The sequence below is a fragment of the Streptomyces sediminimaris genome (assembly GCF_047049295.1).
Classification (GTDB): Bacteria; Actinomycetota; Actinomycetes; order Streptomycetales; family Streptomycetaceae; genus Streptomyces; species Streptomyces sediminimaris.
In genome coordinates this window covers 1,138,163-1,151,059 of the sequence record NZ_JBJWOT010000001.1, presented here as the reverse complement: position 1 = coordinate 1,151,059, position 12,897 = coordinate 1,138,163, and the positions used below count along the sequence as shown (strand labels likewise).

The following is a 12,897-nucleotide window of genomic DNA, read 5'->3' as shown; positions in this document are numbered from 1 at the left end:
TTGAAGAAGTGACAAATGCTTCTTTTGTGGAAGTTTGCATGCTTTGTGCGCATATGGTCACCTGAGTGGCGAAGGCTGTTCGTACACCCAGAGGAGATGGTCGTATGCCTTCCACGGACAGGACGGTCGAGGAGTTCACGGGGATCGGGAGCGCGGACATCGAAGCGGCCCTCGACCCGGCCGAGCCCGACGGTGTCTACCGCGACAGCCGCGAGTGCGCCGCGCTCGCGCTGACCTCCGGCACCACCTCACTGCTGCTCTCCCCGCCGGCCCCACGCCCGAAGAAGGGCTGACCGAGCCGACAGGAGCAGCTCGATGGAGCAGTCAGGCACATCCGCCCTCCTGCAGGGTGCGGTGCAGGACCTCTCGTCGGACGTGGTCTCCGTCCTCCGGGGTGGGGGCCACGTGCGGCTGTCCGGCGGCGTGGCGGACGGCCCCGGGGCCGGCCTCGCCGCCGCGGCCGTCCGCGTACTGGGAGCGGACCTGCTGCTGCCGCACGTCCTCACCGGTACCCCGCCGCTCCCCGACACGCTGGAGGCATTCCGGCAGGCCGTGCAGGCCTTCCCGCCCCGCTCCGACGCGGCGCCCGCCGTCGTGTGGAGCCACTGGGCCATGCGACGCACACTGCACCGGTTCGACCGGGCCGGGTCCGACCGGGCCGGGCAGGACGCCGAACCCGACGCCGGCTGGCTCGGCGGCGCCACCTGGCAGTCACTGACGCACCAACTCGCCGTCCTGGCCCCGCTCGCGGCGGTGGCAGAGGACTGCGCGGTGGCCCGCGCCGCCCGAAGCCGCCCCGTCGACGTCGCACGCGGCTTCGTGCGGGCCGTGCGCCGCAGGGACTGGCTGCAGGCCGCGGGGGCCGGCCGCTGGCTGACCCTGCTGGACGGAGTGCCGGACACGCTCGGTCTGGACGGCGGCCTGGACTTCGTGGACCTGATGGGCGGCGGCGACCCGCGGGTGGCCCTCCAGCTGGCGGCGGCCCGGGCGGCGCGCCGGGCCGGAGCGCCCGTATGACGGCCGCTGCGGACGTGGAGAGGATACGGGGCGTGGCGGCCGCCGCGCTCGCCTGGACCGGCGAGCACCGCGCCGACTTCGCGCTCGGCGAGGAGGCGTTCACCGCCGAAGGACCCGTCGACCTCACCTGGAAACCGCTCGGGGAACTGGCGCAGACCTGCGTGGGCGTGCGCCGCCGCACCCCCCGGTCGGACCCGCTGCACGCGTGCGCCTCGGACCTCCTGGCCTTCGCCTGGCGGCAGACGGGCCGGGGCGAGCTGTTCCTGCGCCTGCAGGAGCTGGAGCCGTTCGCGACGTACCCGCTGGAGGTGTACTCGGTCTTCGCCGGCGCCGGGTTCCGGCACGCCGGCTACGAGGCGGCCGCCGCCACGGTGGCCCGCACCCGGGGCTGGCGCCTCACCGAGCAGGAGCCGACCCGCCGGCTGGGACTGCTCAACGCCGAGCGGCGCAGCGGCATCCACCGGCAGGAGCGGGTGGCGCACGCCCTGCGCCGCACCTGGCTCGGCGGTCTGCCGGAACCGTGGGCCTTCGAGCGGGCCGCCGGGTACGCGCTCACGCACGTCGTCTTCCACCTCACCGACTGGGGCCGCCGCGAGGAGGACGTCCCCGCCGACCTCGCCGACTACCTCTCCGACTGGCTGCCGCCGTGGCTCGACACCTGCCTGGACGCCGGGCTGTGGGACCTCGGCTGCGAGCTCCTGATCGTCGCCGCGAGCCTGCCCCGACCGACCGACACGGCCCTGCTGCGGGACGCCTGGGCGCGGCTCGTGCACGCCCAGCACGACTCAGGCGCGGTCCCGCTGACCGCGCCCGACCCCGCGCGCGACACCGCTGCGGACCCCGACCCGGGCTTCGTCCACTGCTACCACTCGACGCTCATGGCGGCCTTCGCCGCGGCCCTGAGCGCCGACCGGCTCACCCGCGGCCCCGACCGCCCGGGCCCGCGCGCGGCAGAGACACGGACCCGGTACGGGGGAGGAGTTCCCGGATGACCGACACCCGTGTGCTGCACACCGTCGGCGCCCGCGCCCTCGAGTGGCTGTGGGCGCGGCGCGACGGCTTCCGTCTGGAACCCGGCGCCGATCCCGAGGTGGGCTTCCTGCAGCGGTTCAAGCCGATCGGTGAACTCGCTCTGATCTGCCGGGTACTGTTCCGCGAGGGCGTCGCCGGATCGCAACAGGCCGAACTGGCCCGCCGCTTGGTGGACCACACCTGGCGGGACTCCCTGGACGGCGGACGCATGCTGGTGCGCGGCCAGCGCGTCGAGCCGCTCTCACCCATCCCCTTCGAGGTGTACCTGCCGTACCGGGAACTCGGTTACCGCGAGCCCGAGGTGGAGCGCACCTGCGCCCTGCACCACCGGCTCAGCGGCTACGCGGCCCTCGAACTGCACCCGACCCGCCGCCTCGGCCTCGCCGCCTTCCAGCGCCGCTACGGCCTCACCCCCCGCCCGCCGGAGGCCGACCTCGTCGGCTCGACCTGGCTGGGCCGCACCCCCGAGCCCTGGACGGTCGGCGGGCACACCGCCTACGACATCACGCACGCGGTGTTCCACCTCACCGACTGGGGAGAGCGCCCCGAGGGCCTGCCGCCGCACATCGCCGGGTACCTCGCCACCTGGCTGCCGGTCTGGATCGACGACTGGCTGGACCTGGAACGCTGGGACCTGCTCGGCGAACTCCTCGTCGTCGACGCCTGCCTGCCCCGCCCGACGCTCGACGAGCGGGCCTGGCGGGCCTTCGCCGCCGCGCAGCAGCCCGACGGCGCCATGCCCGCCGTACGCGGCATGCCCGACGGCGGGCCCGACGAGGTGTTCGACATCGTCTACCACCCCACGCTGGTCGCCGCCTTCGCCTCGACCCTGGCCACCTCCCGCGCCCTGACCGAACTGGCGCACGCCCCCTCATGAGCGGCCCGAGCACGCCCTGGCCCGGCGACCCGCACGACGAGGAGGATTTCCGTGCGGACGGCTGCGCCGCGGCCGGCGCCGAGGAGGAGGTGCACCAGCGGCTGACGGCGGCCGTGGAGGCGGCCGACGCGCCCGACGCCGTCTTCGCCCTCTCCCGGCACGGCCGCCGGACCCTCCACCGCGGCGGCACCGCCCCGCCCCCGCCGGTCCCCCGCGAGCACCTGCGCTACGAACTCGGCTCCGCCTCCAAGACGTTCACCGGACTGCTGCTGGCGCAGCTGATCCGGTGCGGGCCGCTGACCGGCGGCGAGCCGGCCACCGTCTGCCTGGACCCGGCCCGGCGCGCGGAAGCGTCCCCGGTGACGCTCGCCCACCTGCTCACCCACACGTCCGGGCTGCCCGCCCTGCCGCCCGACTTCCACCTGCGGGCCCTGCCCGCCCGGCACACCGCGCCCTACGCCCGCTACCCGGCCGCCCGGGTGATCGACGCCTTCCTGCGCCGCCGCCCGCGGCACCGGCCCGGCACCCGGTGGCGGTACTCCAACTTCGGTGTCGCGGTGCTCGGTCACGCCGTCGCGGCGGCCACCGGCACGGCCTGGGAGGACCTGCTCACCGACCAGGTCCTGCGTCCGCTGGCCCTGAGCGGCACCGCCCCGCGGGCCACCGGGCCGGACGTCGACGCCGTGGGCCACGGCAAGGACGGCCGTACGCCGGTGCCGGCCTTCGACGCCGGCGGCTTCCAGGCGGCGGGGGCGCTGCGGGCCACCCCGCACGATCTGCTCACCTTCCTCGAGGCCCACCTCGACCCCTCCGGCACCTCCCTGCCCGGCGCGCTGCGCTCGGTGCGCACGCCGGTGCTGCGACGGGGGCCGGGGCACCGGCACGTGCACACCATGGCGTGGTTCCGGCACCCCGCCGATGGCGGGCCGATGTACTTCCACTGCGGGGCCACCCTCGGCCAGCAGGCGTTCCTCGGTTTCAGGCCCGGCACCGGCACGGCCCTGGCCGCGGTCTGCACGCGCCGCTTCCGGGCCGCCGACCCCTTCGTCACCGCCGCCTACGAGCTCCTCGCCGAGGACTAGTGCCGCAACAGGCACGAGAACGGCGGACGGTGCGGGGGCCGTGCCGCCCCCGCACCGTCAGGACGCGCCTACTGCAGCCGCTGCCACAGGGCCGGAGTCGCGTCCGGCGACCACGCCGGCTGTGCCTGGTGGGTCTGCAGGCACTGGTAGCGCACACCGGCGTGGGTGACGGTCTGCCCGGCCTCGTAGACCCGGCCGGGGGCCCACGCGTCCGCCGCGGCGTTGTCCTGCGGGGCCTGCGCGCCGGCCTGGGCGGTCTTCAGCGTGAGGCCGAAGTCGCTGAGGATCGGGTTGACCGGCTGGAAGAAGGTGGTCCCGCCGCTCGTGCAGTCGCCCGAACCGCCCGAGGTGGTGCCCTGGGCCTGGGTGCCGGAGACGAACGGGCCCCCGGAGTCACCCGGTTCGGAGCACACGTTCGTCCGGGTCAGGCCGGCGACCGTGCCCTCCGCGTACTGGACGGTCGCGCCCAGCTGCTGGATGGTGCCGCAGTGCCAGCCCGAGGTGGAGCCGGAGCGGCACACCGACGATCCGACGAGCGCCTGGACGGAGCCGGCGACCTGGGCCCGCTTGCCGCCCTTCCCCTTGTAGTCGGGCGTGGCGGTCCACTTGCTGTTGACGCTCACCCAGGACATGTCCTTGCCGGGGAAGGTGGACGCCTTGAACGTGCCCTGGTCGGCCTTGTCGTAGCCCTTGGTGCTGTCACCGGGGGTGCCGCAGTGCCCCGCGGAGGCGAAGCCCTGCGTGGAGCCCTTGGTGACGGAGAATCCGATCGAGCAGCGGGCGCTGTCGTTGATGTAGTAGGCGTCACCGCCGACGAGGTCCGTCCTCAGCTCGGGCCGGTCCGCCGTGACCCGGACCGCCACGCCCCGCCCTTGGAGTCCCGCGGCCTTGATGAAGGCCGTGGCCGCCGACCGCTTGGTCGCCTGGACGACGACCCGGTTGGAGGGCACGTCCACGTACCACACCGGTGTGTCGCGGCTGCGGGGGTGACCGGCGGCGGCGTCCAGCCGCTCCTTGAGCGCCTGCAGCGTGCTCAGCGGCGTCCTGACGACCACCGCCTTCGCGCCCTCCGCCCGGATCGCGGCCGTGTCCGCCGCGTGGGTGGTGGCGACGGTGAGCTCGGCAGACGTCGCCCCGCTCACCCAGGCACCGGCGAAGTGCCCGCCCAGAGCGTTGCGGAGGCGGCCCGCACGGGTGCCGGCCTCGGCCTCGTCGACCAGCCGGGCCCTCGCCTGGGACCGCGTGAGCCCCAGATCGCGCTCCATGGCGCGCAGCACCTGGGCCGGTGGCCGGTCGGCGCCCAGTGTCCGGGCGGAGAGGTGCGCGGGTCCCGGCGCGGGTGGCGGTGGGGCCGCGGCGGCGGACGGGACTGTGGTGAGTACGAGAGCGCCGAGCGCGGTGAGGGCGGCGCGGCGCGCGCCCACGGCATGTCTGCCGACCATGCGGTGTACCTCCTTCTGGAAGGGGTGAGACGGTGGCGAATCCGTAGGCGGCCTTGCCGCAATGACCCGGAACGATGTCAAGGGAGGGGCTCTTTCGCGCTTTGGGGGACGCGGGAGGCGGCATGTGCAGTACTGCGAGGGGGCCGGCGGCATCCGGCCCGCGCCGCCTGCCGTGCCGGCCGCGGCGCGCACGGCCGCGGCCGGTCCGCTGTGACGTGGCGCATGGTCACCCCGTGGCAGGCATGAACCGCCCGGACGCGGTGACATGGTTGTGTCATGTGCTGGAGTGCGACGGCTGATCTCGTGGCGGGTTCGGCGATCGCCTGCGTCGGTGTGGCCTGTGTGGCGCGGGCGCGGCGGAGCGGGGACCTCCCGCTCGCCGCGCTGCCGTTGCTGCTCGGCGCGCACCAGCTGGTCGAGGCCCGGGTCTGGCAGGCCGGCGGCGGCACCGGATGGGCCACCGTCGCCTGGACCGTGATCGCCCTGCCCCTACTGGCGGTGTGGATGCCGGTGGCCGTGCTGTGCGCCGTCGCGCCGTCCGGCCGGAGACGGCTGGCCGTCCCGCTGGTGTCCGGTGTGCTGACCGCCGCCGTGCTGGCGTACACCATCGCCACCCGCACGGTCCGGGCCGAGATCCGCGGACACACCGTCGGCTACGTCATCGGACTGCCGCACGGGGAGGTGCTGGTCGCGGGCTACCTGCTGGCCACCGTCGGCGCGCTGCTGCTGAGCGGCGACGGCCGGCTGCGGGGCCTCGGCCTCCTGGTCGCGGTGGGCGCGCTGGTCTGCTGGGCGCTGTGGCGGCTGGAGTTCGTCTCGACCTGGTGCGCCTTCGCAGCGGTGTGCTCGGTGACGGTGTTCGGCTGGGTGATCCGGCGCGCGCCCGCGGGCAGCCGGTGTCACGCCGAATCCGCGTGAACGCTGCGAAGGGCCGACTCCGCGATCAGCCCCGGCGTCGCCCCCGGTTTCCGCTGCCGGCTCGGCCCGGGCGCCCCGACATGGGCGCGGCCGCCGGCCCGCTCGGTCCGTCGAACGCGGACTGCGTGCTGCTCACGCCGGCTCGGGGGCGAACCCGCCGCCGGTCCGTCGCCTACAGCGTCCGGGCGACGAGGAGGGCGACGTCGTCGTGGTCGTCGGGGTGGCGCAGGCCGTGCAGGAGCAGGTCGCAGGTCTGCTCCAGTGGGCGTCCCGGCTCGTCGAGGAAGCTCAGCAGGACGTCCAGCCGGTCGTCGAGGGAGTGCTGCCGGGTCTCGACGAGGCCGTCGGTGTAGAGGACCAGCAGGTCGCCGGGGCCGAGCCGGACCGTGGTGGTCCCGAAGGGGATGCCGCCGACACCGAGCGGGGCGGCGGGCGGCAGGTCGAGCAGTTCCGCGGGGCGGTCCGGGCCGGCCAGCGCGGGCGGCATGTGCCCGGCGTTGGCGATGTGGCACCGCCGGGTGCGCGGGTCGTAGACCGCGTACAGGCAGGTGACGATGTAGTGCTCCAGGTCGCAGGTGATCTTGTCGAGGTGCTGGAGCACGGCGCCGGGCGCGAGGTCGAGGTCCGCGTAGGCGCAGGTGGCGGTGCGCAGCCGGCCCATGGTGGCGGCCGCGTCGATGCCGTTGCCCATGACGTCGCCGACGACCAGGGCCGTCTTGTCGTCGCTGAGCGGGATGACGTCGTACCAGTCGCCGCCGACCTCGCTGGTGGCCTGGGCGGGCTGGTAGCGGGAGGCGAGCTCCAGGCCCGAGTGCTCGGGCGGGTGGTCGGGCAGCAGGCTGCGCTGCAGCGTGAGGGCGGTGTTGCGCACGCTCTGGAACCAGCGGGCGTTGTCGATGGCCACGGCCGCGCGGCCGGCCAGCTCGGCGGCGAGGACGACGTCGTCGTCGTCGAACGGGAGCGGGTTGCGGGTCCGCTTGAGGTCGAGGGCGCCGAGCACCTCGCCGTGGGCGATCAGCGGCACGGCGAGATAGGAGTGGACGCCGGCCCGGGCCAGCAGCGAGCCGGCCTCGGGGTCCCGGGCGATGCGCGGCAGGTCCCGGTCGCCGACGTGGCGCACCAGGACCGGCCGCCCGGAGTGCACGCACAGCGTGACCAGGCGGTCCCCGTCGTAGGCGGCGAGGCCGCCGGGCGGGTCGGCGGCGCGCAGCGCCACGGTCGGGTGGGCCGCCTTCAGGGCGAGGGCGCGGAAGAGCTCCGGGCCGTCGTCGGGCCTGCGCGAGCGGCGGCAGGCAAGGGCCGAGTCGAGGATGTCCACGGCGACCACGTCGGCGAGCCGCGGCACCGCGATCTCGGCCAGTTCGCGGGCCGTCTCCTCCACCTCGAGCGTGGTGCCCACGCGCACCGAGGCGTCGGCGACGAGGGCGAGCCGGCGCCGGGCCCGGTCGGCCTCGGCGGCCGCGCGGTGCCGCTCGGTGACGTCGACGACGGAGGCGGCCGCGCCCAGGACCCGCCCGCCGGGGTCCTCCAGCCGGTAGAAGGACAGCGACCAGGCGTGCTCGTGCTCGGGGTCGGCCGGCGGACAGCCCACGTGGTACTGGTCGAGCAGCGGGGTGCCGGTGGTGAGCACCTGGCGCAGCGCGGACTCGATGGTGCCGACGTCCGGCAACGGCAGGGTCTCGCGCAGGCGGTGGCCCACGTGGTCCTCGGCGGGGATGCCGTCGATGCGGGCCAGCGCCGGGTTGACCAGGAGGTAGCGCAGGTCCGGGTCCATGAGGGCCAGACCGATCGGGGACTGGTTGATCAGCCGCTCGCACAGGGCCAGATCGGTCTCGACACGCTGGAGCAGGTTGTGGTCGGCGGCGATCCCGAGCGCGTAGACGTCACCGAGGTCGTCCTGGAGCCGCATGTTGCGGAACTCCATCAGCCGGGTGCTGCCGTCCTTGTGCCGGATCGGGAAGGCGCCCGCCCAGCTCCGGCCGGTCCGCAGCACCTCCGTGAACAGCTCGACCACGGCCTGCAGATGCTCGGGGTGGATGAACAGGCGGGCCGCGTAGGTGCCCAGCGCCTCCTCGGCGGTGTATCCGAACAGCTCCTCGGCCTGCGGGGTCCAGAACACGACGCGCCCACCGGCGTCGACGACCACCGCGGACACGCTCAGGACGTCCAGCAGGCCGGTGGGCGCAGGCTCCCCGGAGCCTCGGCTCCCACCGCCGGACCGGAATGAATCGGCCGTCATCCCGCACCCACCTCCGCCGCGTCCGCGGCATCCGGCGCGGCCTTCCGGCGTCGCCGGGCACCCGGGTCCGAGCAGTGCTGCTTCCATGCTGCCCCCGGTCCGGGCGGAGCGGAAGCGGAGGGTGCCCGGCGGGCTCCCGGCCGGGGCCGTGCACATCGGGCGGAGTAGCAGGACCATGGTGCTGTAGCGAACGGAACCGGATGGCATCCATGGACCCTGCGCGAGAAGCGTCCGGCGGGCCGCCGCCCGCGGAACCGCGCGATCTCCTCGACGCGTCCAGCGACGCGGCGGCGATCGTGTCCGCCGGTGGTGCCGTGATCGGCTGGACCCGGGGCGCCGAGGCCCTGCTCGGCCTCCCGGCGTCCGACGTGGTCGGCGGCCCCGCCGCCCGCCTGCTGGCGATGGACCGGGACCCGGCGCGGGTGGCCGCGGTGGTGGAGCGGTGCCGGGCCGGCGTGGGCTGGAACGGCCTGGCCGCCCTGCGGCACGCCGACGGCCGCCCGGTCGACGTCGACCTGCGCGTCTCCGCGTCGTTCCGGGTCGGCGCCGAGGAGTGCTTCCTGCTCTCGGCGCGTGAGGAGAAGCCGCAGTGGACCGTGGGCCGGTCCGTGCTCGACGGATTCCTGACCCGCTCCCCGGTCGGCATGGCCGTGATGGACCTGGAGCTGCGCTACGTATGGCTCAACGACACCCTGGAGCGGTTCGGCGGCGTGCCCCGTGAGCAGCGGCTGGGGCGCCGCCTGAGCGAGCTGCTGCCCGGTCTGCAGGCGGCCGCCATCGAGGGCCTGATGCGCAAGGTCCTGGAGACCGGTGTCCCGGTCACCGACTACGAGTACCTGGGCTGGAGCTGGGCCGACCCCCGCCGCCAGCACGCCTACTCCACGTCGTTCTTCCCCCTGGTGGACGCGGCGGACGCCATCACCGGGGTCTGCTACCTGGTCCAGGACGTCACCGAGCGGTGGACCGCGCGCCGGCTGCTGACGCTGGTCAACGAGGCCGGGACCTGCGTCGGTACGACGCTCGACGTGATGCGCACGGCACAGGAACTCGCCGACTTCGCCGTGCCCCGGTTCGCGGACTTCGTCGTCGTGGACCTCCTGGAGCCGGTCCTCAGCACCGAGGGGCACGGCGCGTGGCTCACCGACGCCGGGCCGGCGTCCGACCGGCCGGTGCTGCGCCGCGCCGGCATGAGCTCGGTGCGCGAGGGCTGCCCGGAGGCCGTGGTGCGGGTCGGCGACCGCGCGGGCTTCCTGCCGCCGACGCACGACCTGCAGCTGCTGGTCGGCGGCGAGCCGATCCTCATCCCGGTGCTCGATCCGTCCGCCCCCGAGTGGGTCGCCGAGGAGCCCGAACGAGCCGAGCGGGTGCGCCGGTTCGGCCTGCACTCCCTCATCTCGGTGCCGATGCGGGCGCGCAACACCGCCCTGGGCATCACCACGTTCCTGCGCTCGCTCAACCCGGTCTCCTTCCAGCCCGACGACGTCCTGCTGGCCCGGGAGCTGGTGGCGCGCGCGGCGCTGTGCGTGGACAACGCCCGCCGCTACACCCGGGAGCACACGGCCGCCGTGACCCTGCAGCGCAGTCTGCTGCCGCACGCGCTGACCGGGGGGACCGCGCTGGAGGTGGCCTCCGCCTATCTGCCGGCCGACCCGACCGGCGGGGTGGGCGGCGACTGGTTCGACGTCATCCCGCTGTCCGGGGCGCGGGTGGGCCTGGTCGTCGGGGACGTGGTGGGGCACGGCATCTCCGCCGCGGCGACCATGGGCCGGCTGCGCACCGCGGTGCAGACCCTGGCCGACATGGAGCTGCCCCCCGACGAACTGCTGGCCCACCTCGACGACCTGGTGCTCCGGCTGAGCGCCGAGCAGGCCGACGACGAGGCGGCCCGGCGCAGCACGGCGGCCTTCCTCGGGGCGACCTGCCTGTACGCCGTCTACGACCCCGTCACCGGGCGGTGCACGATGGCCCGGGCCGGGCATCCGCCTCCGGTCGTCGTCGCACCGGATGGGCAGGTGTCTTTCCCAGAACCCCCGGCCGGGCCCCCGCTGGGGTTGGGAGGAATGGCGTTCGAGGCCACCGAGGTCGAGCTCGGCGAGAACAGCCTGCTCGGTCTCTACACCGACGGCCTGATCGAGGGCGCCGACGGCGACATGGAGCGCGGCATGTCCCGGCTGGCCGGCCTGCTGGCCGGCTCCCGCGCCGACCCCGCCACACTGTGCGCCTCCGCGGTGCGGCAGCTGGTGCCCGTGCCGCAGCCCGACGACATCGCCCTGCTGCTGGCCCGTACGCACATCCTGGGTGAGGACCGCGTCGCCTCCTGGGACGTGCCCGCGGACCCGTCCGCCGTGGCCGACATCCGTGCGCGGGCGACCCGCCAGATGGCGGCGTGGGGCCTGGACGACCTGGCCATGACGACGGAACTCGTGGTCAGCGAACTCGTCACCAACGCGATCCGCTACGCCGAGCCGCCCATCCGGCTCCGTCTCCTCCGCGACGCCCGGCTGACCTGCGAGGTCGCCGACGGCAGCAGCACGGCCCCGCGGCTGCGGCACGCCCGCAGCACCGACGAGGGCGGCCGCGGCCTGTTCCTGGTGGCCCAGCTCACCGGCCGCTGGGGCGCCCGCCACACGTCCGAGGGAAAGATCATCTGGGCCGAGCAGGAGATCCCGGATCCGGCTCACTAGCCCCTGTACTGCCGCTTCGCCCCGGCGGGTCCGGGCCGCCGTCGCACCGCCGTGCCGACTCCTTGACAGGGAGGGGGTGCGCCCCCAAACTGACGTTGCGCCAAGCGCATGTCGTTTCATATTACGCACCGAGGTGGTCATGAAGATTCCCGCGTGCCCTCTTGCCGACCTGCCGCAGGGCGAGGCGTTCCGCATGGAGTGCGAACCGCCGGTCTCCGTCTTCCGCACCGAGGACGGCGAGCTCTACGCGATCGACGACACCTGCACCCACCAGGACGCCTCGCTCGCCGACGGCTGGCTGGAGGGGTGCGAGGTGGAATGCCCGCTGCACGCCTCGAAGTTCGACCTGCGCACCGGCAGCGTGGACGCCCCGCCGGCCCGGCTGCCCGTCCGCACCCACCAGGTCCTCGTCGAGGACGGCATGATCTACGTCGAGCTGTCCGACGCCCGGCCGAACCTGCCGCCGGCCTGTGTCGCCGCCCGGTTCGGCCCGGCGGTGGCCGCCGGAGGGGTGGCGTGACGCACGCGGCGGCGCGGAAGGTCCGGCCGCGGTGATCGGCACGGCCCGCGCCGCCACGGCGACGCCCCCGGGAACGCCGGAACTCCACCCCGACGGACTTCCGCGGCCCGGCCGGACGCTGGTCATGGGCGTCGTGAACGTCACGCCCGACTCCTTCTCCGACGGCGGGCGGTGCTTCGCGGCCGACGCGGCCGTCGCGCACGGGCTCGCCCTGTTCGAGGAGGGAGCGGACCTCGTCGACGTCGGCGGGGAGTCGACCCGCCCCGGCGCGGTACGCCCGCCGGTCGGGGAGGAACTCCGCCGCGTGCTGCCCGTCGTACGGGAACTGGTCGCGGCGGGCGGCGCCGTCAGCGTCGACACCATGCGGGCCGAGGTCGCCGCGCGCGCCCTCGACGCGGGCGCACGGCTGGTCAACGACGTCTCGGGCGGCCTCGCCGACCCCGCGATGCTGCCGCTGATGGCGCGCGCGGGCATGCCGTACGTCCTGATGCACTGGCGCGGCCACGCCGCCGGCATGCAGGCGAACGCCGTCTACGGCGACGTCGTCACCGACGTGGTCGACGAGCTGCGCCGGCGGGTCGAGGCCGCCCTGGGGGCAGGGATCCGGCCGGGCCGCCTGGTCGTCGACCCCGGCCTGGGATTCGCCAAGGAGGCGGAGCACAACTGGGAGCTGCTCGGCCGCCTCGCCGAGGTCCGGGCGCTGGGCCATCCCGTCCTCGTGGGCGCGTCCCGCAAGTCCTTCCTGGGCCGCCTGCTGGCGGACCCGGCAACGGGACGACCCCGCCCGGCGCCCTTGCGCGACGCCGCGACGACCGCCGTCTCCGTCCTCGCCGCCGCCCAGGGCGCCTGGTGCCTGCGCGTGCACGACGTGGCGTCGACGCTGGACGCGGTACGGGTGACCGCCCGCTGGGCTGCGGGGGCGGCGGCCTGAGGACGCCGTGGGGCGGCCCGTCCCGCACCCGGTCCGACGTGGCCCGGGCGGCGGGCTCGGCCGCGCCTCGGCGATGCGCACGCCGGGCCGCGGGCCCCAGCGGGCCGCGGTGACCTCGCCCTCGCGGTGGCCGCTCGGGGCCGCCACGGTGTGCG

The 12,897-nt window shown here is 75.2% G+C and carries 11 protein-coding genes; 9 read left to right on the top strand and 2 right to left on the bottom strand.

The genetic code is table 11. From position 1 onward, the window contains the following. Nucleotides 1–104 precede the first annotated feature (104 nt). Genes ACJ9NR_RS05255 through ACJ9NR_RS05235 form a run of 5 tightly spaced genes read left to right on the top strand, consistent with a single transcriptional unit; the run spans nucleotide 105 to nucleotide 4,008 of the window. Nucleotides 105–293, top strand: a complete 189-nt coding sequence (locus ACJ9NR_RS05255; RefSeq protein WP_412489504.1) for a hypothetical protein — start codon at nucleotides 105–107, stop codon at nucleotides 291–293. Between the two features lie 22 nt (nucleotides 294–315). Further along, on the top strand, nucleotides 316–1,017 hold the full coding sequence (locus ACJ9NR_RS05250) for a hypothetical protein (RefSeq protein ID WP_412489505.1): 702 nt from the start codon (nucleotides 316–318) through the stop codon (nucleotides 1,015–1,017). After that, nucleotides 1,014–2,009: a DUF6895 family protein gene (locus tag ACJ9NR_RS05245; RefSeq protein ID WP_412489506.1), complete on the top strand. Its 996-nt coding sequence runs from the start codon at nucleotides 1,014–1,016 to the stop codon at nucleotides 2,007–2,009. The genes ACJ9NR_RS05250 and ACJ9NR_RS05245 overlap by 4 nt, the downstream gene beginning before the upstream one ends. Beyond that, a complete protein-coding gene (locus ACJ9NR_RS05240; protein WP_412489507.1) occupies nucleotides 2,006–2,926 on the top strand; it encodes a DUF6895 family protein in 921 nt (306 codons plus the stop codon). Before ACJ9NR_RS05245 ends, ACJ9NR_RS05240 begins: the two co-directional genes overlap by 4 nt. Beyond that, nucleotides 2,923–4,008 (top strand): serine hydrolase domain-containing protein, encoded by a 1,086-nt coding sequence (locus ACJ9NR_RS05235; protein WP_412489508.1) that lies wholly within the window; start codon nucleotides 2,923–2,925, stop codon nucleotides 4,006–4,008. Before ACJ9NR_RS05240 ends, ACJ9NR_RS05235 begins: the two co-directional genes overlap by 4 nt. Nucleotides 4,009–4,076: 68 nt before the next feature. Here ACJ9NR_RS05235 and ACJ9NR_RS05230 read toward each other — a convergent pair whose 3' ends face one another. Beyond that, entirely contained in the window at nucleotides 4,077–5,450 is a 1,374-nt protein-coding gene (locus ACJ9NR_RS05230; protein ID WP_412489509.1) for an alpha-lytic protease prodomain-containing protein, read from the bottom strand. A 276-nt stretch (nucleotides 5,451–5,726) separates the two neighbouring features. On the opposite strand from ACJ9NR_RS05230, the gene ACJ9NR_RS05225 reads away from it, so the two are divergent. Further along, complete coding sequence (locus tag ACJ9NR_RS05225) at nucleotides 5,727–6,368, top strand: DUF6629 family protein (protein WP_412489510.1); 642 nt, start codon at nucleotides 5,727–5,729, stop codon at nucleotides 6,366–6,368. Between the two features lie 172 nt (nucleotides 6,369–6,540). On the opposite strand, the gene ACJ9NR_RS05220 is transcribed toward ACJ9NR_RS05225, so the two are convergent. Further along, nucleotides 6,541–8,607, bottom strand: coding sequence for a SpoIIE family protein phosphatase (locus ACJ9NR_RS05220; protein ID WP_412489511.1), 2,067 nt, complete (start codon nucleotides 8,605–8,607; stop codon nucleotides 6,541–6,543). A 200-nt stretch (nucleotides 8,608–8,807) separates the two neighbouring features. Between ACJ9NR_RS05220 and ACJ9NR_RS05215 the strand changes: the two genes are divergently transcribed. The 3 genes from ACJ9NR_RS05215 (at nucleotide 8,808) to folP (ending at nucleotide 12,742) form a co-directional block, all read left to right on the top strand. Next, a complete protein-coding gene (locus ACJ9NR_RS05215; protein WP_412489512.1) occupies nucleotides 8,808–11,291 on the top strand; it encodes a SpoIIE family protein phosphatase in 2,484 nt (827 codons plus the stop codon). A 139-nt stretch (nucleotides 11,292–11,430) separates the two neighbouring features. Beyond that, nucleotides 11,431–11,811, top strand: coding sequence for a bifunctional 3-phenylpropionate/cinnamic acid dioxygenase ferredoxin subunit (locus ACJ9NR_RS05210; protein WP_412489513.1), 381 nt, complete (start codon nucleotides 11,431–11,433; stop codon nucleotides 11,809–11,811). A 124-nt stretch (nucleotides 11,812–11,935) separates the two neighbouring features. Then, nucleotides 11,936–12,742, top strand: a complete 807-nt coding sequence (gene folP, locus ACJ9NR_RS05205) for a dihydropteroate synthase (RefSeq protein WP_412490508.1) — start codon at nucleotides 11,936–11,938, stop codon at nucleotides 12,740–12,742. Nucleotides 12,743–12,897: the final 155 nt, after the last annotated feature.

Coding starts and splice junctions, on each gene's coding strand:
- ACJ9NR_RS05255 (WP_412489504.1), top strand. CDS start 105: ATGCCTTCCACGGACAGGACGGTCGAGGAGTTCACGGGGATCGGGAGC.
- ACJ9NR_RS05250 (WP_412489505.1), top strand. CDS start 316: ATGGAGCAGTCAGGCACATCCGCCCTCCTGCAGGGTGCGGTGCAGGAC.
- ACJ9NR_RS05245 (WP_412489506.1), top strand. CDS start 1,014: ATGACGGCCGCTGCGGACGTGGAGAGGATACGGGGCGTGGCGGCCGCC.
- ACJ9NR_RS05240 (WP_412489507.1), top strand. CDS start 2,006: ATGACCGACACCCGTGTGCTGCACACCGTCGGCGCCCGCGCCCTCGAG.
- ACJ9NR_RS05235 (WP_412489508.1), top strand. CDS start 2,923: ATGAGCGGCCCGAGCACGCCCTGGCCCGGCGACCCGCACGACGAGGAG.
- ACJ9NR_RS05230 (WP_412489509.1), bottom strand. CDS start 5,450: ATGGTCGGCAGACATGCCGTGGGCGCGCGCCGCGCCGCCCTCACCGCG.
- ACJ9NR_RS05225 (WP_412489510.1), top strand. CDS start 5,727: ATGTGCTGGAGTGCGACGGCTGATCTCGTGGCGGGTTCGGCGATCGCC.
- ACJ9NR_RS05220 (WP_412489511.1), bottom strand. CDS start 8,607: ATGACGGCCGATTCATTCCGGTCCGGCGGTGGGAGCCGAGGCTCCGGG.
- ACJ9NR_RS05215 (WP_412489512.1), top strand. CDS start 8,808: ATGGCATCCATGGACCCTGCGCGAGAAGCGTCCGGCGGGCCGCCGCCC.
- ACJ9NR_RS05210 (WP_412489513.1), top strand. CDS start 11,431: ATGAAGATTCCCGCGTGCCCTCTTGCCGACCTGCCGCAGGGCGAGGCG.
- folP (WP_412490508.1), top strand. CDS start 11,936: ATGGGCGTCGTGAACGTCACGCCCGACTCCTTCTCCGACGGCGGGCGG.